Source organism: Paenarthrobacter ilicis (assembly GCF_016907545.1).
Taxonomy (GTDB): domain Bacteria; phylum Actinomycetota; class Actinomycetes; order Actinomycetales; family Micrococcaceae; genus Arthrobacter; species Arthrobacter ilicis.
Genome location: NZ_JAFBCD010000001.1, coordinates 820,907 through 835,397 on the forward strand (window position 1 = coordinate 820,907; position 14,491 = coordinate 835,397).

Sequence of the window (14,491 nt, forward strand, 5' to 3'; positions counted from 1 at the left end):
CAAGATTTCCCACCCACCCCCACCACGGGGACGGGACGGGTAACAGAGTTACGGCGGTCATAGCGTGGGGGAAACGCCCGGTCCCATTCCGAACCCGGAAGCTAAGACCCACAGCGCCGATGGTACTGCACCCGGGAGGGTGTGGGAGAGTAGGACACCGCCGGACAACCATTCACGAGAAGGCCCCGAACCACCCGGTTCGGGGCCTTCCGCACTTAACCACCACCCCACCAAACGCACCCGTTGAGACCCCGGTAGAGTTGGTGGTCATGGAAAACCTCTTCAGCCACCCCGCCCCGGAACCCGAGCCCTCCCGTGCGGGCCTGGATGATCTTGAACCGCTGATCGTCTCTGTCGTTGTGCCCACCACGGTCTCCCATGCCTTCCAGGGGTTCACGGATCACCCCCACCTGTGGTGGCCGTTGGAGGAGAAAAGCGTCTACGGTGCCGGCTCCCATGTGGAGTTCGAAGAAAACCTGGTTCTTGAGACTGCTGAGGATGGCCGCACCACCATTTGGGGCACCATCGACGACTGGCAGCCTCCGATGTCTTTCCATGCCAGTTGGTACCCGGGCAGCACGCCTCTTTGGTCCACGGAAATCCGTGTGGTCTTCCAATCCGTGGGGGAGGGGACCGAGGTCCGCCTGATCCACGATGGGTGGGAAGGTGCCGAGGATCCGGAGGGTACACGGGCGGCCTATGCGGATGGCTGGCCACGGGTCCTGGAGCGGTACCAGCGTTTTATGGGTGGAGTGGTTTCCTAGGACCCCTGCGCCCGCTGGTCAGTTGTTGGCCGGCGGTACAGCTGTGCTGGAGCGCACCACCAAGCGGGTGGGGTGTTCCGTATCGGCGGGTTCCAGCACTTCACCGGTGGAGAGGGCCTTCAACAGGGTGTGGACGGCCAACGCCCCTTGGCCTTTGGCGTCCTGGTCAATGGTGGTGAGTCCCAGGACCTCGCCGAGGTCGTGGCCGTCGATACCGACCACGGACAGGTCCTGCGGGACGCGCAGGCCGAAGTCGCGGGCAGCAAGGATGGTGCCGATCGCCATTTCGTCCGATGCCGCGAAGACAGCTGTGGGGCGCTCAACGGAGCCAGCCAGGAGCTGGCGGGCAGCTGCGTACGTGCCTGCGACCGTGAAGTCCGAAAAGGCGATCCATTCGGGCCTGACGGGACACCCGGCGTCGTTCATTGCTTTCTCAAAACCGCCGCGGCGGGTGCCGGGCAGCTTGAAGTCCTGATCGTAGGCTTCGAGGCCTGTGATGTGGGCGATCCTGGTGTGCCCCAGGCCCAGGAGGTGGTTGGTTGCCTGCCGTGCTATCCCCGCGTCATCGATCCTGATGGTGGCGGCGCCGGGAAGGGCTCCACCGATTCCCACCAAGGGACGGTGTACCGCGTGCAGTTGCTTCAGCTCGTCGTCGCTGAGCTTGAGGGCAACGGCGATCACAGCGTCCACCCGTTTGCGCAGGAGGAAATCGTTGAAGACGCTCTGGCGGTGTTCCGGTTCGTCGCCGATGTTGTAGAGCGTGAGATCGTAGCCGGCTTCCAACAGGGCGGCTGAGGCCCCCTCGATCACCGCTGAGAAGAACCAGCGGTGGACCGAGGGGACAACCAAACCCACATTCTGCGTTCGCCCGGAAGCCAGGCTTGATGCGGGGTAGGACACCACAAAGCCAAGCTCAGCAGCAGCTGAGCGGGCACGTTCGCGGCTGGCCGGGGACACGTTGCCTTTGCCGCTCAGGGCCCGGGACACGGTGGCGACGGACAATCCCGCGCGCTGGGCCACGTCCTTGATGCCTGTCATGCCGCTCCTTGGTGGAAGGTCAGCTGGCAGTGAGCCAGATGGTCTCCCCAGAGCCTAGTGGATCCAGATCGGCTTCCGTGGTGAAGCTGCGCAGGATCAGCCGGCCCGCAGGCAACGGGAGGGGCTCATGACCAACGTTCATCATCACCAGGGTGTTGCCGTTCAGGAAAGCCAAGCAGCTGTCGGAGCACAGGTCCTCCACCCAGGCAAGCGAACCTTCGCCCAGCCTGTGGTCGGCGCGGAGGGCCAACATACTGCGGTACAGGTTGAGGTGCGACGCCGGATCGCTCTTCTGCAGGTCCCTGGCCAGTGCGGGCCAGGACTCGGGTTGGGGCAGCCATGGATCCATGCCTGCGCCGAAGCCGGCATGCAGTTCGTTGGAACGCCACGGAAGAGGCACGCGGCAGCCGTCCCGTCCGATCCGTTGGCCACCGGTCCTGGCGAATGTGGGGTCCTGCCGCAGGTCTCCGGGGATATGGGTGGCATCGGGCAAGCCCAACTCTTCGCCTTGGTAAAGGTAGGCGCCACCGGGCAGGCCCAGCATGAACAGGGTGGCCGCGGCAGCCCGGCGTCGTCCGATTTCCTCGTTGGGCTGGACATCGTCGGGACCGATGCCGTCGCCGTCGCGGGGGCCGGAGCCGTCGTACCCGAAGCGGGAAACGTGCCGCACAACATCGTGGTTGGACAATACCCAGGTGCTGGGAGCGCCTACCGCGTCCAGCGACACCAGGGAGTCCGTGATGATGTGGCGGAGCCTGTGGACGTCCAAGCCTGCGTGGAGGTAGGGGAAGTTGAAGGCCTGGTGCATCTCGTCCGGGCGGACCCATTCCGCCAGCCGGGGGAGCGGGTCCACGTTGGCCTCGGCGCACAGGATCCTGTCCGGCCCGTATTCCTCCAGGATGGAGCGCCAGCGGCGGTAGATGTCGTGGACAGCGGGCTGGCCGAACATGGGCGCATCCTGTCCCGGGAAGCCTTCCGAGCTGTTGCCATCGGCGCGGCCGCCCCAATCGGGCAGTCCTGCGGCTTTCACCAGTGCATGCGCCACGTCCACCCGGAAGCCCGAAATGCCGCGGTCCAGCCAGAAGCGGAGTACCCGCTCAAACTCGGCATGTACGGCAGGGTTGTCCCAGTTGAAGTCCGGCTGCGAGGAGTCGAAGAGGTGCAGGAACCATTGGCCGGGCTGTCCGTCCGCCTCAATGATGCGGGTCCAGGCGGAGCCGCCAAAGTGCGACTGCCAGTTGTTGGGTGGCTGGTTGCCGTCCTGGCCCTGCCCGTCACGGAAAATGAAGATGTCCCGTTCTGGGCTGTTGGGGCCGGCAGCCAGTGCGGCCTGGAACGCGACGTGCTGGTCCGAGCAGTGGTTGGGAACGAGGTCGGCAATGACGCGCAGGTTCAGCCGCGTGGCCTCGGCAATGAGGGCGTCGAAGTCACCCAGAGTGCCAAACAAGGGATCGACGTCGCAGTAGTCACTGACGTCATACCCGGCGTCCCGCTGGGGCGAGCGGTAGAACGGCGACAGCCAGATGGCGTTCACGCCCAGGTGGGCCAGCTCGGCCAGTTCGGCGGTGATCCCGGCCAAGTCCCCAACACCGTCGCCGTTGAGATCCCGGAATGAGCGCGGGTAGATCTGGTAGATCACGGCGGACCTCCACCATCCGGGAGCCTCTGAGGCTTGGTGGACCGGGGTGAGCTGTGTGAAGTCTGCGGTGGGCGCGAGGCCGGGAACCGAGAGCAAAGAATCAACGGACATGCTGAACATCGTAAGAGAGTGGGCCGTGAATTGGAAGCGCTTCCATAATGCTGGACAGTGGGTGCTCCCGGTCCTTTGAGGGTTACGCTACGCGATGGTCATGATCAGCATGCTTCCTTTTGGAAGCGTTTACAGCGATAGGCAGGATTTCCGACGTCGGCACCTTGCGGCGGGCGGGGAGGAACCCGTCCGGTTTCACCGGCTGACTAGACTGTGAACACTTGATGCCGCGAAGTCAGCGCAGACGGCGCGTCCGCGGTGCGCACGAAGGGATTGCCTTGTCGGACGAAACGGCCATGGCCGGAACATCAGAGGAAAACATCAACCAACGGGCTGGTGGACTGCCGGAGGCCGGACCGGTCGCCTCCAGTCAGCGCGCCTTCCTGGACGAGCTGGCCGCGGGGCTGTCCACGGACCAGCTTGCGGGGGACAAAGAGACCCGGACCATCTACTCGGCCGATCAGGGCCCCCTGTTGGAACGGCACCTTCCCCTTGCCGTGGTCTGGGCGGAATCCGTTGGGGACGTCCAGCACGTGGTCCGCACCTGCGCAGCATACGGTGTGCCGATCGTGTCCCGGGGCGCCGGTACCGGGGTCTCCGGAGGCGCCCACGCCACCGAGGGCTGCATCGTCCTGGGCCTTGAACGGATGAACCGCATCCTTGACCTTAACGCCGATGACGAGACCGCCGTCGTCGAGCCCGGAGTGATCAACGCCGACCTCAACGCCGCTGCAGCCGAACACGGCCTGATGTATGCGCCGGATCCCGCCAGTTACAAAATGTCCACGATCGGCGGGAACGTTGCCACCAATGCCGGCGGTCTGAGGTGTGCCAAGTACGGAGTCACCCGGGATTCCGTCCTGGCCCTTGATGTTGTGATGGCAGACGGCTCCTTGATGCATACAGGGCACCAGACCTTTAAAGGCGTAGCAGGCTATGACCTCACCGCGTTGATGGTGGGCTCCGAGGGGACGCTGGGGGTGGTGGTGGGCGTGACCGTGCGCCTGAAGTACCTGCCGCGGGACGTGCACACCATCGCAGCCTTCTATCAGGACTTCCGCAGCGCTGCGGCCGGGGTGTTGGCGGTGGGAAAGGCGCGGGTACAGCCGGCAATCATGGAACTGCTGGACAACGGCACTCTGGTTCAGCTGGACGAGCTCCATGGTGGCGACCTCCAAAAGCGGGGCAAGTCCCTCCTCCTGGTGCAGACGGACGGCTTCGGTGCGGCCGCCGAGGCCGAGGTTGTTCGCCAGGTACTGGCCGACGGCGGGGCAACAGTCACCACCGAGGCCAGCGAGGAAGCGGAAATGCTGGTGGAACTGCGCCGCAACAGCCGTGGGGTGGAAGTGGATGACGAGTTCCGGGTGGGCGAAGATATTGCCGTGCCGCGGTCCCGGTTGGTGGATTTTGTGGCGGAGCTTGAAGCAATGGCGGCCCGCTTCGATGTCCGCCTCAAAGTGGTGGCACACGCCGGCGACGGCAACCTGCACCCCACCTTCTGGATGGATCGCATTGACCCGGTGGCCGATGCCGATGCCTTGAAGCGCCTCAATGCCGCACTGGACGAGTCCATCCGGGTGGGACTCAGCATGGGCGGCACCATCACCGGCGAGCACGGAGTGGGGCAATACAAGCTGCGGTGGCTGGGGCTGGAGCAAGCCGAGCCTGTACGGGAACTGCAGCGGAGGATCAAGGACCTTTTCGATCCCCAGGGCATCCTGAACCCCGGGAAAGCTATCTGAGGGATCTGGAACGGTTGGACTCCTCTGGTATTCCAGAGCATATCGATCCCCCACCCGACAACGCCAAAGATCCTTAGATACAGACGCATTTACATTCAACCCCTCACCTCATAGTCTTACTTGGTATACCAAAGTTGCTATGAGGAGAATGACGTGGGCAAGAAGACGGTGACCGGCGCTGTACGGAGTCCGGGGTTGATGACGGGCTTCGTGCTGGTGTCGCTGGTGGTGGTGTCCATCAATCTCCGGCCTGCCATCACCACCGTTGCAGGCGTCATGAACCAGGTTCCGGGGGAGTTCGGCCTGGATTCGGCCCTTCTTCCGCTGCTTGGGACATTGCCCGTCCTGGCCTTCGGCATTTCCGGTCCCATCGGGCCGTGGCTTGCCGGGAGGCTGGGGACAGGGCGGGCCGTGGCCGTTGCCTTGATGATCCTTGCTGCTGCCTTGATCGTCCGTGCCACCGTGCCGGCACTTCTGCTGCCCGGCACCTTCCTGGCCGGCGCGGCCATCATGACCGCCAGCGTCCTGGTGCCCCAGATCGTCAAGGCAAACCGCGGCACTGGCTGGTGGACAGGACTCTGCACCATGGGGTTCGGGCTCGGAGCCGCCTTGGGGGCCGGTCTGGTTCAACCACTCGAAAAGGCCTTCGGCGGCAACCTGCCCTCCGCCCTGGCGGTGTGGGCGGTCCCGGCCCTGCTGGGTGCTTTCCTTGTCCACCGGGCCGGAACACGCGCGGCGGCGCCCCTTGCTGCTGATGGAACCCGCCCTGCCGCAGAGGGAACCATCCCGGCTGCCGCCCCGGTACCCACGCCACTGAGGAAGCAGCGCACCGCCTGGGCGGTAACTGCCTTCTTCGGACTCCAGGCCATGCTGTATTTCGCAATCACGTCCTGGCTGGCCGTTTACTTGGTATCCCGCGGGCTCACCCCCGCCGATGCCGCCGCTTTGCTCGCCTGGTTCAGCCTGGCAGGCTTGCCGGCCAGCCTGCTGGCGCCCGTGCTGGCCGGGCGTGCAGGCATCCTGAGGATCATGGCTCCTGGACTCGGACTGTCGGTGGCACTGGCGTTGGTGGGGGTCCTGATGGCACCCGTGGAGCTGATGTTCCTGATGGTTGGCATCCTGGGCGTGGTCCAGAGCGCGGGATTCGGGCTGGCCATGGCATTGGTGGTGATCCGCTCCGATGGCTCCCGGTCCGCAGGGAAGCTCTCGGCCATGAGCCAGGGGTTCGGTTTCGCCTTGGCGTCCCTCGGCCCTCTGGGTGCAGGAGTGTTGCATTCCCTGACCGGGGGGTGGGAAGCGACGTTCTGGGTGCTGGCCGCTGAAGCCATGGTGCTGGCTGGTGCCGGGTTCCTGGCCATCCGGGGTCCCCTGGTGGGTCTGTCCGGGCGCAACTCGGCGGCGTATCCTCGGCCCTATGAGCAACCCACCAACGCGCCCCAACCAGTCAGGCACCCCGGCCACTGAAGTCCTGGAGACCAACCAGTGTTGGGAGCTCCTCCGCGGCGTTTCGGTGGGCAGGCTCGCCGTTGTGGTGGGGGATCACCCGGACATCTTCCCCGTGAACTACAAGCTTGACCACGGAACGCTGGTGTTCCGGACCGGTGAGGGCACCAAACTCCACGCAGCACTTGGCGATGCACCTGTGGCCATTGAAGCCGATGGCGTCAACGCGGAAACAGGCGTGGCATGGAGCGTGGTGGTGAAGGGCCAGGCGTCCGCGGTGAAGCTCACCCAGGATGTGCTGGATACCATCGGCCTCCTGCTGTTTCCTTGGGAGGCCGGGCAGAAGGACCAGTTCATCCGGATCGCTCCCCGTGAGGTCACAGGCCGCCGCTTCACCGTCACTCCGGCTGTGACGTGGTGGACGCCGCTGGACGACGCCACCACAGCACGGGACGAATAACCTTTAACGCAAAAACCCGCCCCCTGCAGGAGGCGGGTTTTCCCGGAGCTAGACCAATTCCAGCTGGTCGGCCACCACCTTTCCTGCGTGGATGACCGTGCGGTCCTTGCTGCGGTCCATCACCGTGGAGGCAACGGTTTCGCCGTCCACCAGAAGGAGTTCCGCGGGATCGCCGACCTCGACGCCGGGACGGTGGGATGTGTCCTTGAGCCTGGTGGCGCTGGGGTCAAGGATGCTCGCTCCGCCGATGGTGGCGATTGCCAGGCAGTGCTCGATGAGCTCGTCCTTGCGGAAACCGTGGGTGAAGGCCAGCTGCCAGGTGCGGTCCAGCATGTCCGTGTTGCCATAGGGCGACCAGTAGTCCCGCTGCCCGTCTTCGCCCAAGCCCAACCGGACGCCGGCCTCGGTCAGCAGTGGGATGGGCAGCTGCCCCGCCGCAGAGGGAGCAACCGACGCCAGGGAGACGTCCAACTCGGCGAAGGAATCGATGAGCCTGCGGGTGGTGGCTTCGTTGACGCTGCCCAACTGGTAGGCGTGGGACATGGTCACTTTGCCTTGCATTCCCAGCGCCTTGGTCCGCTCCAGCACCAGATCGGTGCTGAAGACGCCCAGCTCACCCGGTTCGTGAAGGTGGATGTCGATGGGAACCTGATACTTCTCAGCCAGTCCAAACACGATGTCCAGGTGCTTGGCGGGGTCCCGGTCCAAGGTGCAGGGATCGATGCCGCCCATGACGTTGGCGCCTGCTTTCAAAGCCTCCTCCATGAGTTCCACCGTCCCTTCCTCCAACAACAGGCCAGCCTGGGGAAAGGCAATGATGTCAACCGACGCCTGACCAGCGAATTTCTCCTTGGCAGCAGCAACGGCGTCGAAACGCTCCAGCCTGCAGTCCACATCCACCTGGGCGTACGAGCGCACGCGGGTGGTGCCCCGGGCGATCATCCGGCCCAGGGTGTCGTTCACGCGCTCCTGCAGCGGGACCTCGGCGTTGCGCCAGTTTTGACGGTCGTTCATCATCATGGTCCACACGCCCGGACCTCCGGTGTGCTCCCGGAACGGGAGGCCGATCCGGGTGGAGTCCAAGTGCACATGGACATCCGAGAAGGAGGGAAGCAGGAGGCGCCCGCGTCCCTCAACAACAGTGAAGCCCTCCGGAAGAACCCGGGAAGGGTCATGGGGTTCGACGGCGGTGATCTTGCCGCCTGCTTCGCCAGCGACGAGGGTGACGTCGCTGAGCGCTTGCCCCCAGGGGCGGACGGCGCGGATCAGGGTATTCAATGTGTACTCCTTTGGTTGTGAATCTATTCCACACCGGCCAGGACCGGCACGGCCATACCTGCGTGGTGGCAGGCTGGTGCGGCGGGCGTGGCTGGTGTGGGGATCTGCTCGATGCACCGTTGGCGCTGGTCCTCGGGAAGTGTGCCAATCAACGGGCACCGGGTCCGGAAGACGCAGCCGCTGGGTGGATTGGCCGGGGAGGGAAGGTCTCCCCGCAGCCGGATTTTCACCTGTTCGCGTGCGGCCCGGGGATCCGGTAGCGGCACTGCGGACAGCAGGGCTTTGGTGTACGGGTGCAAGGGATCGCTGAACAAAGCGTCGCGAGGCCCCTGCTCAACGATCTTGCCCAGGTACATCACCGCCACTTCGTGGGAAATGTGCCGGACCACCGAGAGGTCGTGGGCGATGAAGATGTAGGAAACGCCGGTGTCACGTTGGATCTGCTGCAACAGGTTCACCACCTGTGCTTGCACCGAGACATCCAGGGCGGACACTGGTTCGTCGCACACAATCACCGAAGGGTTCAGGGAAATCGCCCGGGCTATACCCACGCGCTGACGCTGACCCCCGGAGAACTCATGAGGGAACCGGTTGTAGTGTTCTGGCTTGAGCCCCACCTGGTCCAGGAGTTCCTTGACCCGGTTCTTGAGCCCACCCGGCGGGTTGATCTTCTGCGCCACCATGGGCGCGGCAATGGCCGTGCCCACCGTCTGACGCGGATTCAACGATGCGAAGGGATCCTGGAAAATCATCTGGACTTTGCGACGGAAGTTGTACAGATCCTTGCCCCGGAGTCCGCTGATGTCCTCGCCGTCCACCAGAATCCTCCCGCCGGTGGGGTCCATGAGGCGGGCCACCATGCGGCCGGTGGTGGACTTACCGCACCCGGACTCACCCACGAGCCCCAAAGTCTGGCCCCGAGCGAGACTGAACGATACGCCGTCGACCGCTTTGACCGAGCGCTTAGGGGCGCCCGGAAGCATGCCGCCCTTCAGCGGGAAGTGCTTTTGCAGGTTCTCCACCTGGAGAATTGGCTGATGTTCCATGGCGGGTCCTAACGCGAATTCCGGATGGTGATGATCTGCGGGCCGCTCAAATGGCAGCGCTTGCCGTGGCCGTCCTCAAGCCGCAATTCCGGCCGCTGGCTGGTGCAGATGCCGTCGCCGGCGAGTTCGGTGTACTGGCACCGCGCGCTGAAGATGCAGCCCTTCGGGAGGTCAAGGAGCGACGGCGGCTGGCCGGGTATGGGGTTCAACTGGCTCGAGGCGCTGTTGAGCGTGGGCATCGAGTTGAGCAAGCCCAGGGTATAGGGATGCTGGGTGTCATAGAAGATTTCGTCCACCGGCCCGGACTCAACGCACTGCCCGCCGTACATGACCAGCACGTTGTCGCACACCTCTGCCACCACACCGAGGTCGTGGGTGATCAGAATGAGCGCAGAGTTGGTTTCCTCCTGGAGTTCGGACATCAAATCCAGGATCTGGGCCTGAACCGTCACGTCCAGCGCCGTGGTTGGCTCATCGGCGATCAACAGTTCAGGCTCGCAGATCAGCGCCATGGCGATCATGGCGCGCTGGCGCATTCCGCCGGAGAAGTGGTGGGGGTACTCGTCGTAGCGCTGCTCGGGGCTGGGGATACCCACCCTTCCCAGCATGTCGACGGCGGCAGCCCGGGCCTGCTTCTTGCTCGCCTTGTTGTGGACCAGGTACGCCTCGGCAATCTGGTGACCCACCGTATAGAAGGGGTGCAGCGCCGAGAGTGGATCCTGAAAGATCATGCCGATGTTGCGGCCACGGAGAGGGCGCATGGCGGACTCGGGCAAGGTGACCAGGTCCCTGCCCTGGAACATCGCCTGGCCAGTGACCTGAGCCGACGTACCTTTGAGCAGGCCCATCAGCGCTTGGCTGGTCACGGATTTTCCTGAACCGGACTCGCCCACAATGCCCAGGGTCTGACCCCGTTCCAGTGAGAAGTCCATGCCGTTCACTGCAGAGACAACGCCGTCATCCGTAGGGAACTTCACGGTGAGGTCGCGGACCTCAAGGAACGGTGCTGTTGCCGTGCTGCCGGCCGTGGCGCTCGCCTTCTTGGTGGTGATATTCAACTGGGTCATTGGAGCCTCACTCGGGGATCGATAGCGGCGTAGGCGAGGTCCACCACAACGTTCGCCACTATCACGAAGAACGCGGCCAACATGGTGATGGCCATGGTGACGGGGAGATCGCCGGAAATGGCGGCGTGTACGGCGGTGAAGCCCAGGCCTGGGACGGAGAAGATCTGCTCGGTGAGAACTGCACCGCCCAGCAACAGGCCAATGTCCATGCCGAGCATGGTCACCACCGGCGTGATGCCGGCTCGCACGCCGTGCTTGAAGGTAACCGTCCGCGGTGCCAGTCCCTTGGCCCGTGCGGTCCTGATGAAGTCTTCGCCGAAGGTTTCGATCATGTTGGTGCGCGTCACCCGGATGTAGGACGCGCTGAACAGGACTGCCAGGGCGATCCAGGGCAGCAGGTAGTTGGCCACCCATGCCCCGGGCCCTTGTGGGCCAAAGGGACTGTTGATCTCGTTGGTGGTGAAGGGCAGCAGGTGCAGTTGATTGACGAAGAGCAGGAGCAGGAACAGTCCGGTGACCGGAATAGGCAGGGAAACGCCTACTGAGGCAGCACCAACAATGAACTTGTCCGCGGGCGAGCCCTTGCGCAGGGCGGCAAGGAGTCCAAGCCCTACACCTGTCACAGTCCACAGCACCAGCGCGCCGATGGCCATGGAGAAGGTGTAGGGGAGTGACCGTCCGATGATGTCCGCTACGTTCTCGTTGGTTTGGAAGGACTTGCCCAGGCACGGCCATTCGCACAGGGTCTGGGCTCCCGGGGCGCCGATCATCCGCGACGAGAAGAGCCCGCGGATGTAATCTGCGTACTGGACAAGGAACGGCTGGTCCATGCCCAGCGCAACCCGTGCTTCTGCGACCCGTTCCGGTGTGCATTCCTGTCCGCAGGCGGCCGCGGCAGGATCGGAAGGACCCAGCTGGAACAAGGTAAAGGTGATGAAACTGACCGCTGCCAGGAGCAGCACCAGTGATCCGGTCCGGCGGAAAATGAAAGTCATCATGATGGTGGCGGCTATTGCTCGACGCCGACGATCGAAAGATCGATACCGCCGAAGAAGTAGCCCACCTGGGCGTTGCGGACGTTGGAGCCCACCACGCTGTTGGTGTGGCTGCGGATCAGCGGGACGATCGGGTAGGTCTTCAACGCTGAGCCAAAGGCTTCGGACCACTTCTTGCCCAGTTCCTCCGAGGTGCCGTCCGTATTGCGGAGATCAAACATGGCCTTGGAAACTACGGGATCGAAGTAGCGGGACGTGTTGGAGAAGCCGTAGCTGGTGCCCTCGTTGTTCGGTCCCAGGAGGGGATCGGCGGACGTGCGGATCGACGCCGGATCGGCACCGCCGCACCAGCCGGAGCGGCCCATGTCCGGCAGCTGCTCGCTGGCCAGGACGGAGTAGTAGTTGGGTGCCGGGATCGGAACCAGCTCAACCTCGATGCCCAGGGCCTTCAGGTTCTGCTGAACCACGGTGCCGGTGTTCTTGAAGGCATCGCGGTTGTTGGCGTACCCATAGGTGAGGGTCTTGGGGTAGTCCCTGCCTTCCAGGAGCTTCTTGGCTTCCTCAAGCTTTGGCTTACCGGTGGGATCAAGTTCCAGTTCGGTCTCCACATAGCCGCGCATTTTGGCGTTCAGGGGGCTCTGCGTGATTTCGCCGAAGCGGCGTCCACCGTACTGCACCAGGATGGACTGACGGTCCAGGGCCAAGGCGATGGCCTTGCGGACATCCGGGTCCGTGATCTTCTGGGTGTTCAGGCTCAGGACGTCGTTGCATCCCAAGAGGCCGGAGGCAACGCGGTCCTTTACCTTGGCGTCGGCCAGCTTGGCTGAGTCCGAGGTCTGGAGTGCGCCATTGGAATCGAGCGTGATGGCGTTGGGGTCAGAGTCGGCGAGCAACTGCTGGCTGATGGTGGCCTGTGAGGTGGAGAGCGAGAAGCTGAAAGTGTCCGGAAGGGCCGAGCGGTTGGGGTCCGTGGCGGGATCCCAGTGCGGGTTGCGGACCAACTTGAGGGACTTGCCGCGGTTGTAGGACTCCACCATGTAAGGGCCCGAGGACACCGGGTGATTGGTGTAATCCAGCTTGGTGTCCTTGGCCTTCGGGACCGGCGCCGTGTTGGAACGCGATGCCAAGGCCGGGAACTCCGCAAAGGGCTTCTTCAAATGGAACACCACGGTGCGCTCATCGGGCGTTTCAACCGCCTTGAGCGCAGCGGAAGGATCCTTGTACGGCCCCTTGTACCCGCCGGCGTCGAGCGCCGCATTCAATTCCTGCGGCGCCTGGGTGAAGACATCCTGCGCGAAGGTGCGCTCCACGCCGTACTTGATATCGGCGGAGGTGATGGGCGTACCGTCTTCGAACTTCACGCCTTCCTTGAGGGTGAACGTCCAGCTGAGTCCGTCATCGGACACCTTGCCGGTGTCCGTGGCGAGGTCCGGAACCACTGTTGGCGGCTGGCCGGCCGTTTCCTTGGCCATGGTCAACGTGCGGTAGTACAGCTGGCCCACATTGGCGGTCTGGACGTAGTTGCTGTTTCCCGGATCCAGGGTCTGGAAGTCGGAGGACATGAGGACGTTGATGTTCCCGCCCTTGCCGTTGAAGCCGGACTTGACCACAACCGGGGCAAGTTCCGTGACGGACTGGGCCGGGTTGGAGTTGGCGGGCTGGTTCTGTCCGGCCGCGCAGCCTGTGGCGGCCATGGCGATCAACACCGAAAGTGCCAGAGCTCTTGCAGGGGTTTTCATGATGCTCCTTGTGAGGGGTGGGAGGCGATGCGGGGATGAGGGTTAGTGCGAAATTTGCTAGCGGGAGGACTTGGGGTCCAGGGCATCCCGGACGGCGTCGCCCAGAAGGTTGAAGGCCAGGACGGTGACGATGAGCATGATGCCGGGGACCGCGAGGAACCACGGATCGCTGAGGTACCAGTTGCCGGATTGGGCGGCGTTGAGCATTTGGCCCCACGACGGTGTGGGGTCCTTGACGCCGACGCCCAGGAAGGACAGGGCGGCTTCGGCCGAGATGTTGGTGGGGATCAGCATGGTGGCGTACACCAGGACGACTCCCATGACGTTGGGGATGATCTGGCGGAAGAGAATGCTCAGGTGCGAGGCGCCGAAGGACCGGGCGGCCTCGACGAACTCGCGCTCGCGGAGACTCAGCACCTGGCCACGGACAATGCGGGCGAGGTACGCCCAGCCGAAGAAGCCCAGGATGATCACCAGTGAGGCCATGGGAAGGAAGCTGCCTTGGCCCAGCGGCGTATCCCTCAGCCGCGACTGCAGGATGGGTGTCAGCGAGAGCACCAGGAGAAGGTGCGGGAAGGCCAGGAACAAGTCCATGATGCGGCTGATGATGGCGTCGGTCTTGCCGCCGAAGTAGCCCGCTGCTGCGCCAAGGACCGTTCCGAGGACCACTGAAACCACCGTGGAGAGCAAGGCGATGGTGAGTGATACTTGTCCGCCGTAGGCAAGCCTGGCGAAGAGGTCACGGCCGAGGCCCGGCTCCACTCCCAACCAGTGCTGGGCCGATGGATACATATACCCGGGGAGAGGCAGCCCGGGTGTTTGAAAGTCATCCAGAACCTCGGGACTGGTGTTGGACGTGTAGGGGTCGTTGCCTGACATGGCGCTGAGGACGGGAGCCAGGATGGCGAACAGCAGGATGGCAACCACCACGCACAGGCTGAGGAGGGCGACCTTGCTGCGCCGGATCCTCATCCAGGCCGTGGCGAGGAGGGAACGTGCTTCGGCAGGTGCTTTGGCCTCCGGCGACGTTGCCGGAGGAAGTGGGGGACTGCCGGTGCTTGGTTCAACGGACTGTATCTGGGTCAACGGTTCTGCTCGTTTCGTGATCAGGAGCTGGCTCCGGAGTTCTTGTATACCAAAATAGACTAGAGCAGGATTGATGCGATGTA

General features: G+C 64.0%; 12 protein-coding genes and 1 rRNA gene. 5 read left to right on the forward strand and 8 right to left on the reverse strand.

Annotation, left to right across the window (positions count from 1 at the left end; genetic code table 11):
• Positions 1-49: 49 nt before the first annotated feature.
• Both rrf and JOE60_RS03845 read left to right on the forward strand, forming a co-directional pair.
• Positions 50-166 (forward strand): 5S ribosomal RNA (gene rrf / locus JOE60_RS03840).
• A 103-nt stretch (positions 167-269) separates the two neighbouring features.
• On the forward strand, positions 270-764 hold the full coding sequence (locus tag JOE60_RS03845) for an SRPBCC domain-containing protein (protein WP_167264233.1): 495 nt from the start codon (positions 270-272) through the stop codon (positions 762-764).
• Positions 765-782: 18 nt separating this feature from the next.
• Here JOE60_RS03845 and JOE60_RS03850 read toward each other — a convergent pair whose 3' ends face one another.
• Positions 783-1,802, reverse strand: coding sequence for a LacI family DNA-binding transcriptional regulator (locus JOE60_RS03850; protein WP_167264235.1), 1,020 nt, complete (start codon positions 1,800-1,802; stop codon positions 783-785).
• Between the two features lie 19 nt (positions 1,803-1,821).
• Complete coding sequence (locus tag JOE60_RS03855; protein WP_167264237.1) at positions 1,822-3,552, reverse strand: glycoside hydrolase family 13 protein; 1,731 nt, start codon at positions 3,550-3,552, stop codon at positions 1,822-1,824.
• Positions 3,553-3,848: 296 nt separating this feature from the next.
• Between JOE60_RS03855 and JOE60_RS03860 the strand changes: the two genes are divergently transcribed.
• From JOE60_RS03860 to JOE60_RS03870, 3 genes are all read left to right on the forward strand, one after another.
• Positions 3,849-5,294, forward strand: coding sequence for an FAD-binding oxidoreductase (locus tag JOE60_RS03860; RefSeq protein ID WP_167264935.1), 1,446 nt, complete (start codon positions 3,849-3,851; stop codon positions 5,292-5,294).
• A 153-nt stretch (positions 5,295-5,447) separates the two neighbouring features.
• Positions 5,448-6,758 carry an MFS transporter gene (locus tag JOE60_RS03865; protein ID WP_314326449.1) on the forward strand — a complete coding sequence of 437 codons (1,311 nt, stop codon included), beginning with the start codon at positions 5,448-5,450 and terminating at the stop codon, positions 6,756-6,758.
• On the forward strand, positions 6,709-7,197 hold the full coding sequence (locus JOE60_RS03870) for a pyridoxamine 5'-phosphate oxidase family protein (RefSeq protein ID WP_167264239.1): 489 nt from the start codon (positions 6,709-6,711) through the stop codon (positions 7,195-7,197). Before JOE60_RS03865 ends, JOE60_RS03870 begins: the two co-directional genes overlap by 50 nt.
• Before the next feature lie 48 nt (positions 7,198-7,245).
• On the opposite strand, the gene JOE60_RS03875 is transcribed toward JOE60_RS03870, so the two are convergent.
• From JOE60_RS03875 to JOE60_RS03900, 6 genes are read right to left on the reverse strand one after another with little or no spacing between them, the layout of a single operon-like run.
• On the reverse strand, positions 7,246-8,475 hold the full coding sequence (locus tag JOE60_RS03875; protein WP_167264241.1) for an amidohydrolase family protein: 1,230 nt from the start codon (positions 8,473-8,475) through the stop codon (positions 7,246-7,248).
• Between the two features lie 23 nt (positions 8,476-8,498).
• On the reverse strand, positions 8,499-9,521 hold the full coding sequence (locus JOE60_RS03880; protein WP_167264243.1) for an ABC transporter ATP-binding protein: 1,023 nt from the start codon (positions 9,519-9,521) through the stop codon (positions 8,499-8,501).
• Between the two features lie 8 nt (positions 9,522-9,529).
• Positions 9,530-10,588 (reverse strand): ABC transporter ATP-binding protein, encoded by a 1,059-nt coding sequence (locus tag JOE60_RS03885; RefSeq protein WP_167264245.1) that lies wholly within the window; start codon positions 10,586-10,588, stop codon positions 9,530-9,532.
• The gene (locus JOE60_RS03890; protein WP_167264247.1) at positions 10,585-11,586 is read right to left on the reverse strand and encodes an ABC transporter permease; all 1,002 of its coding nucleotides are present in this window, start codon (positions 11,584-11,586) and stop codon (positions 10,585-10,587) included. Before JOE60_RS03890 ends, JOE60_RS03885 begins: the two co-directional genes overlap by 4 nt.
• Positions 11,587-11,597: 11 nt before the next feature.
• Positions 11,598-13,322: an ABC transporter substrate-binding protein gene (locus JOE60_RS03895; protein WP_167264249.1), complete on the reverse strand. Its 1,725-nt coding sequence runs from the start codon at positions 13,320-13,322 to the stop codon at positions 11,598-11,600.
• Between the two features lie 57 nt (positions 13,323-13,379).
• Positions 13,380-14,408 carry an ABC transporter permease gene (locus JOE60_RS03900; protein WP_239528807.1) on the reverse strand — a complete coding sequence of 343 codons (1,029 nt, stop codon included), beginning with the start codon at positions 14,406-14,408 and terminating at the stop codon, positions 13,380-13,382.
• Positions 14,409-14,491 lie beyond the last annotated feature (83 nt).

Bases quoted from the DNA above. Each gene is read 5' to 3' on its own strand.
- JOE60_RS03845 (WP_167264233.1), top strand. From the start codon at position 270: ATGGAAAACCTCTTCAGCCACCCCGCCCCGGAACCCGAGCCCTCCCGT.
- JOE60_RS03850 (WP_167264235.1), bottom strand. From the start codon at position 1,802: ATGACAGGCATCAAGGACGTGGCCCAGCGCGCGGGATTGTCCGTCGCC.
- JOE60_RS03855 (WP_167264237.1), bottom strand. From the start codon at position 3,552: ATGTCCGTTGATTCTTTGCTCTCGGTTCCCGGCCTCGCGCCCACCGCA.
- JOE60_RS03860 (WP_167264935.1), top strand. From the start codon at position 3,849: ATGGCCGGAACATCAGAGGAAAACATCAACCAACGGGCTGGTGGACTG.
- JOE60_RS03870 (WP_167264239.1), top strand. From the start codon at position 6,709: ATGAGCAACCCACCAACGCGCCCCAACCAGTCAGGCACCCCGGCCACT.
- JOE60_RS03880 (WP_167264243.1), bottom strand. From the start codon at position 9,521: ATGGAACATCAGCCAATTCTCCAGGTGGAGAACCTGCAAAAGCACTTC.
- JOE60_RS03885 (WP_167264245.1), bottom strand. From the start codon at position 10,588: ATGACCCAGTTGAATATCACCACCAAGAAGGCGAGCGCCACGGCCGGC.
- JOE60_RS03890 (WP_167264247.1), bottom strand. From the start codon at position 11,586: ATGATGACTTTCATTTTCCGCCGGACCGGATCACTGGTGCTGCTCCTG.
- JOE60_RS03895 (WP_167264249.1), bottom strand. From the start codon at position 13,322: ATGAAAACCCCTGCAAGAGCTCTGGCACTTTCGGTGTTGATCGCCATG.